Genomic DNA, 6655 nt, shown 5'->3' on the forward strand with positions numbered 1-6655 from the left:
GCGTGAGAGCGGGCATTGCGTGCGTGGTGGCGACTTTGGAGCCTGCGCAGGTGTCGATGCAGGCCGCGTTACAGCTCAACGCTTGCGGCGCAGGTTGCCGGCCGCGTTAGAGCTCCGCCAACAACTGCGCGGCACCCTTGTCGAACAATCCCTGCGCGACCAGGCGGCCGAGTGCTTCGGTGTCCTCGGCACTGCCGTGCGCCTCGGCGTGGATCAGGCGTCCGTCGCTGGCGCTGCCGACCATGCCCTGCAGAAATAACCCGTCGCCGTCCCAGCGCGCGAACGCGGCCACCGGCACATGGCAGCTGCCGTGCAGCGCGCGGTTCATCGCCCGCTCGGCCTCAACGCAGGCGCGGGTGCGGCCGGCATCCAGCACCGCCAGCAGTCCATGGATGTGCGCATCGTCGCCACGGCATTCCACCGCCACTGCGCCCTGGGCAGGTGCCGGCAACCACTCCGGCACGTCCAGTCGCGCGGTGATGCGCGCATCGAACCCGAGCCGCTGCAAACCGGCGCAGGCCAGCACGATGGCGTCGTAACCGCCGTTATCGAGTTTGGCCAGGCGGGTGTTGACGTTGCCGCGCAGGTCGATCAGTTCCAGATCCGGGCGCGCGGCGCGCAACTGCGCCTGGCGCCGCAGCGACGACGTTCCCACCCGCGCACCAAGCGGCAATGCGTGTAGCGTGGCGTAGAGGTTGGACACCAGCGCATCGGCCGCATCGCCACGCTCCATGATCGCCGGCAGCACGAACGGCGCGTCCAGTTCCATCGGCACGTCCTTGAGCGAATGCACCGCGCAATCGGCCTCGCCGCGCAGCATCGCCAGCTCCAGTTCCTTCAGGAACAGGCCCTTGCCGCCGATCGCGGCCAGCGAGCGGTCCAGCACTTCGTCGCCGCGGGTACTCATCGGCACCAGCACGACCTCCAGCCCGGGATGATGCTGGCGCAGCGCGGTGGCGACGTGTTCGCTCTGCCAAAGGGCGAGCGGGCTCTTGCGGGTGGCGATGCGGAGCGTGGTCATCGGACCATTATCCCGGACCGGACGCGTAACGCCTATCCGGAGCGCAAGCAGGCCCCACGCAGTACCCGCGCCGCTGACGGCCAACACCTCTCATCCCAAGCGGCATGGCACACGTTGATGCAATTACCTGAGCAAGCTGGCCCACACAAACGACACGCGCTAACGCAATTGCTCGCGCAGGCTGGCCACGCAGCGGCGGCTCACTTCCAGGGGGTGCGGCACATTGCGCAGCACTGCGTGCACCTGGCCATCGCCGCTGCGGCGCAGTTCCACCAGCTCAGCGCGCGCGACCAGGCAGTTGCGATGGATGCGCACCAGGCGGTCGGCGAATTCGTCTTCCAGCGATTTGAGCGACTCTTCGATCAGGTCCTCGCCACGGGTGTGGTGGACGATGACGTACTTCTCTTCGGCCTGCAGATAGCGGATGTCGCCGATGGCGATCAGCCGCAGACTGCCGCGCAGACGGGCACACAAATGCGTGCGTAGCGGTGGCGGGGTGGCGCTGGGCGCGCGCCCGGCCAGAAAGGTCGCCACCTTTTCCAGTGCGGCGGCCAGGCGCTCCGGGCGCACCGGCTTCATCAGGTAATCCAGTGCGGCGGCGTCGAAGGCCGACAGTGCGTGCTGGTCGTAGGCGGTGCAGAACACCACCGCCGGCGGTTGCTGGCCTTGGCGCAGCAGGCGCGCGGTTTCCAGGCCGTCGACGCCGGGCATGGCGATGTCCAGCAGCACCAGGTCCGGATGCAGGTGCTGGCATTGCTGCAGCACCTGCTGGCCGTTTTCGGCCTCGCCGATCACCTCGACGTGCGGATGCTCGCCCAGCAGCATGCGCAGGCGCTCGCGCGCCAGCGGCTCGTCATCGGCGATCAGCACCCGCACTTGCGTGGCCGTCATGGACTCCCCCTCGCTGCCGTGACTTTCCCCTCACGGCAGCGGCAATGTGATCTCACAGGCATAGTAGCCCTCAGCCCAGCTGGCCGCCATCCGTGCCCCGGCCCCGAACTGAAACGCCAGCCGGTGCGAGATGCTGGCCTGGGCGTGCCCGGCGCCGGCAAGCAGCGGCAACTGCGTGCCCGGCTGCGGAGCCGGATTGACGATGCGGATCTGCAACTGGTTGCCGCGCTGGCGCAACGACAGGTACAGCGTGCCGCCCTCGGGCAGGCGCGAAATCCCGTGCAATACCGCATTTTCCACCAGCGGTTGCAGCACCAGGCGCGGCATCGGCAACTCCCACGGCAAGGGTTCCTGGCGATGCCAGCGCACCTGCAGGCGTTCGCCCAGGCGCAGCGATTCGATCGCCAGATAGCGCTCGGCCAGTTCGCATTCGGCGCGCAAGGTGGACAGGCCTTCGCCGGCACCGAGCGCGGCGCGGAACAGATCCGACAGATCCAGCACCGCCTGCTCGGCCACCACCGGGTCGCGCCGCAACAGGCTGGCGATCAGATTCATGCTGTTGAACAGGAAATGCGGGCGGATGCGCGCCTGCAAGGCATCGGCCTGCGCGCGCGCATTGGCCTGCACCTGCGCTTCCCAGCGGTCGCTGACATAGAAATAGCGCAGCGCCAGCGCGGTGATCAGCACCACCGTGGCCGCACTACCGAGGGTGAACCGCCAGAAGCCCACCAACGGCCCCAATGGCGCCTGCCCGAGTACCGCATACAGGCCGTGCACGATGCCGGCGCCGAGCATCGCCACGACGGCGGCGATCGATAACGCAGTCAAGCCGCCCAGCTTGGGCGGCAGCCGCGACAGGCTGGGCCGCAAGACGCATAGCAGCACGGTGACGGCCAGCGCCAACCACAACGCCAGACCGCTGGCCGACACAAAACGCGACAGCGTGATGCTGCGCGCCGCGCCGGCATCGGGCACCAGCGTCACCACCAGCACCACCAGTTCGGCCAGCCCCAGCATCGCGCCCAATCGTGGCAGCCGGCACAGGTCCGGCATCCAGGCGATCTGTGGCGCGCGCGGGGCCATGCACTCAGGCGGCGGTGAAGCGCGCCTGCATCCAGTTGCGCAGCGCCTCGATCTCTTCCAGGCAGACCTGATGGCCCATCGGGTAGGTGTGCCATTGCAGTTCAAAGCCGAGCGTGCGCAAGGTCTGTGCGCTCTGATCGCCGACACCGAACGGCACCACCGGGTCGGCGCTGCCATGCGCCATGAACACCGGTTGGCGAGTGGCAGCCGGCTGCAACTGGCTGGCGGCGGCCGTCGGGTCGGGCAGATAGGTCGACAGGGCGATCAGCCCGGCCAGCGCAACGCTGCGCTGCAGACCGACCGCCAGGGTCACTGCACCGCCCTGCGAAAAGCCGGCCAGCAGGATGCGCTCGGGGGCGATGCCGCGGGTCTGCTCATGGGCGATCAATGCCTCGATCTGGGCCACCGATTCGGCAATGCCGGCCTTGTCGGCACGATGTGCGAAATCCATGCCGACGATGTCGTACCAACCGCGCATGCGCACGCCGTTGTTGATGGTGATCGGGCGGATTGGCGCGTGCGGGAACACGAAGCGCAGCGCCGGCCACTGCGGGCGCACCAGTTCCGGCACCATCGGGGCGAAGTCGCTGCCATCGGCACCCAGGCCGTGCAGCCACAGCACGGTCCACTGCGGGTTCGGTCCGGTCTCGCGTTCGATCACTTCCAACATCGTCCAGCTCCGCTTGCGGGCTGGGCATTATGCCTTGCGACATCGGCCGGCCTGATCACGCAGCGGGCAAGCCACGCGTGGCGATCGGTCCGGGCGTGCCTGGGGCGGCTTGCCAGGCACGAACTCATGCGCGGCAGGCCGCGCGCAGCGTGCCGCGCTAGATCAGCGAGGGCTCCAGCGCGGCGGCTCGGCGCAGTTCGGCCGCACGCACCAGCACCTTGGGCGGGTCGAGTTCTTCGGGAATGCAGAAGATGCCGGCCCGCCGCAGACCCAGGCCGGTGCGGCGCAACGAGGTCAGTGCCACCACCGGAATGGACAAGGCCATACCGATGATCACCGGCGCCATCCAGGCCGCCAGCGACGGCGAGACCACATAGGCCATCGAGCCCATGAACAGGCCGAAGATGGTCAGCCCGCCGTAGCTGCGCAGCAGCGCAGGCCACGCCAGCTTGCCGTCGTCGCGCACCTGTGCATCCCAACCCGAATCCTTGCCGGCCAGCACTTCGAACACCCCGCGCGACTGCAGATACATCACCACCGGCGCCATCAGGGCCGCCAACACGGTTTCCAGCAGGATGCTCAGCATGGCGCGAAACGCACCGCCGCAGGCACGCAGTTCGCGCGGGTTGAGCAGCAGTGCGATATAGCCCAGCAGCTTTGGCGCGAGCAGCACGAACATGGTGCAGGCGAAGATCCAGATCGCGTTGCCTTCGCTGCTGCCGTGCCAATAGCGCGCCGGCGAGAACGGCAGGCCCTGGGCCAGGTCGATGCCGGCCCCGGCCAGCGGAATGCCGATGCCGATCAGCATCAACATGCCCCACATCGGCGCGGTGAAGTAATGCCCGATGCCGATCATCATGTGCATGCGGCTGATCCAGTGCAGACCCTTGGCGCCCACGACCTTGGCGTGCTGCAGGTTGCCCTGGCACCAGCGACGGTCGCGGATCAGCAGGTCGGTCAGCGTCGGCGGGCCTTCTTCGTAGCTGCCCTGCAGGTACGGCACCATGTGCATGGCCCAGCCGCCGCGCCGCATCAGCGCCGCTTCGACAAAATCGTGGCTGAGCACATGCCCGCCGAACGGCTTGCGCCCGCGCAGCGCCGGCAGGCCGGCGTGATCGGCGAATGCCTGGGTGCGGATGATGGCGTTGTGGCCCCAGTAATTGCTCTCGGCGCCATGCCACCAGGCCACGCCGAAGGCAATGATGGGCCCGTACACGCGGCCACCGAACTGCTGCATGCGGGCAAACAGGGTCTGCCCATTGACCACCGCCGGCAGGGTCTGGATCAGCCCCACATCCGGGTTGTTTTCCATGCCGGCGACCAGCCGCACGATGGTGTCGCCGGTCATCACGCTGTCGGCGTCCAGGATCAGCATCTGCGGGTAGCTGCCGCCGAAACGACGCACCCAGTCGGCTACGTTACCGGCCTTGCGCGCGGCGTTGTCGGCGCGGCGGCGGTAGAAGATGCGCCCATGCCCGTCGACGCGATCGCATAGCTCGTTGTAGACCAGTTCTTCGGCAGCGCCGATGTGTTCGCGGGTGGTGTCGCTGAGCACGAAGAAGTCGAAATGTTCCAGCTGGCCGGTTTCGGCCACCGATTCGTAGATCGCCTGCAGGCCAGCCAGCAGCCGGCGCGGGTCTTCGTTGTAGGTGGGCATCAGCAACGCGGTGCGGGTGTGCAGCGTCGGCAGCGGTGCATCCGGGTCGATGCCGAGCTTGCGTCCGGCGCGCGCCACCACGGTGACAAAGCCGGCCACCGCGCTGGCGAAGGACATCGCGATCCAGGCAAACAACAGTATGAACAGCCCGAGCAGGCAGCCTTCCAGCACGCTGATGCCGCCGGGCCACAGCACGCTGAGCATCACCCACACCGCCACGGCAGTGGTGGCGAAGGTGCCGCCGATCAGATAGAAACGCCGCACGCCGATACCGACCGGCGCAGTACGCTGATGCGGCACCTGCAGGCTGCCTTTGCGCAGGTCTTGTTCGGGCATCGCCAACGGCGCTTCGGGCGGCAGCGTGGGCTGGCCGGCGTCGAGGGCGGAGATGGAGGGAAATTCGGTAGGTGCGGGAGAAGAAGTCACAATGCCGTCCATCAAGGCTGCCCGTCGCGCGAAGGCGACAGCGCGGGCTGAAACGGGAGATCCATCCCCGCTATATAAAACGCCGTTGCCACACGCACCGTGTCGTGGGCGAGCCCGACGGTGTGCGACCACGTCGCAGGTTTGGCAGCTCTAAGACCACTCCGATGCACAAGCTCTCCTGGCTGCAACTTCACGTCGCGGCTCATCCTAAAGAATCGATCGTTAAGGAAGCGAAGGCCGCTTTCTGTCGTCTTCGCCCCACCCCACGAGGACAGCGCGGCAGACTACGCCGCAGCGACCGAACACAACCCCAACAGATTGCAGCCTGACGCGCGCGCTGTCACGGGCGGCGAACCACGCTGTCATGTAAGACAACTGCAAGTGATGTGCCAGGAAGTGCAATCGGTTGCATTGTTAGCTGCAGTCGGAAACTCAGGTCAGAAGCTTGGCTGGTCGAGCGCGCGGTGCCCTCACCGCTCGCGGGACACGCCGTGAATCCATCCCTGGAGGCTCGGTGGCGGCATCCATGCCGCCACACGGTCCCGCAATCGGTAAGGACACCGCACCAGAGAGTTAATAGGTTGCCTTGTTCAAAAGCATGCACACCGACCATCTCGACTGGTCCTTGCCCGCCCACCGTCGCGGGACCTTACGCGGCATGGATGCCGCGTAAGAGCCTACACGGACGTACTTGCGGCGTGTCCCGCGATGGTGGGCGGGCAAGGGCCCTGCAGCCAAGCCGCAGATCACCCGCTCTCCGCTCTGCAACCGGATAAAACCGCAGGTGCGAGAGGGTGGGATGAAAACTACTCAACGCAATCACCCAATCAGATGCAAACCGGCAAAGACTTACCGCGTTACTGGCCGACGGCAGCCTTATCGCAGCGGCACGTTCAACACCGATGGC

Annotated in this window: 5 protein-coding genes; all 5 read right to left on the minus strand. The window is 67.1% G+C overall.

The genetic code is table 11. The annotated features are described in order from the left end of the window. Nucleotides 1-106 precede the first annotated feature (106 nt). The 5 genes from hemC to mdoH all read right to left on the minus strand — a co-directional run bounded on the left by hemC (nucleotide 107) and on the right by mdoH (nucleotide 5760). Nucleotides 107-1021 carry a hydroxymethylbilane synthase gene (gene hemC / locus FFY45_RS11415; RefSeq protein ID WP_176340517.1) on the minus strand — a complete coding sequence of 305 codons (915 nt, stop codon included), beginning with the start codon at nucleotides 1019-1021 and terminating at the stop codon, nucleotides 107-109. 159 nt (nucleotides 1022-1180) lie between these two features. Then, nucleotides 1181-1912: a LytR/AlgR family response regulator transcription factor gene (locus tag FFY45_RS11420; protein WP_176340518.1), complete on the minus strand. Its 732-nt coding sequence runs from the start codon at nucleotides 1910-1912 to the stop codon at nucleotides 1181-1183. Nucleotides 1913-1942: 30 nt separating this feature from the next. Further along, a complete protein-coding gene (locus tag FFY45_RS11425) occupies nucleotides 1943-2995 on the minus strand; it encodes a sensor histidine kinase (protein WP_104552244.1) in 1053 nt (350 codons plus the stop codon). Nucleotides 2996-2999: 4 nt separating this feature from the next. Next, entirely contained in the window at nucleotides 3000-3665 is a 666-nt protein-coding gene (locus FFY45_RS11430; RefSeq protein ID WP_176340519.1) for an alpha/beta hydrolase, read from the minus strand. A gap of 157 nt (nucleotides 3666-3822) precedes the next feature. Further along, nucleotides 3823-5760 (minus strand): glucans biosynthesis glucosyltransferase MdoH, encoded by a 1938-nt coding sequence (mdoH, locus tag FFY45_RS11435; RefSeq protein ID WP_023905203.1) that lies wholly within the window; start codon nucleotides 5758-5760, stop codon nucleotides 3823-3825. Nucleotides 5761-6655: the final 895 nt, after the last annotated feature.

This window comes from Xanthomonas hortorum, assembly GCF_011305375.1.
GTDB classification, from domain to species: domain Bacteria; phylum Pseudomonadota; class Gammaproteobacteria; order Xanthomonadales; family Xanthomonadaceae; genus Xanthomonas; species Xanthomonas hortorum_E.

Bases quoted from the DNA above. Each gene is read 5' to 3' on its own strand.
- hemC (WP_176340517.1), bottom strand. From the start codon at position 1,021: ATGACCACGCTCCGCATCGCCACCCGCAAGAGCCCGCTCGCCCTTTGG.
- FFY45_RS11420 (WP_176340518.1), bottom strand. From the start codon at position 1,912: ATGACGGCCACGCAAGTGCGGGTGCTGATCGCCGATGACGAGCCGCTG.
- FFY45_RS11425 (WP_104552244.1), bottom strand. From the start codon at position 2,995: ATGGCCCCGCGCGCGCCACAGATCGCCTGGATGCCGGACCTGTGCCGG.
- FFY45_RS11430 (WP_176340519.1), bottom strand. From the start codon at position 3,665: ATGTTGGAAGTGATCGAACGCGAGACCGGACCGAACCCGCAGTGGACC.
- mdoH (WP_023905203.1), bottom strand. From the start codon at position 5,760: ATGGACGGCATTGTGACTTCTTCTCCCGCACCTACCGAATTTCCCTCC.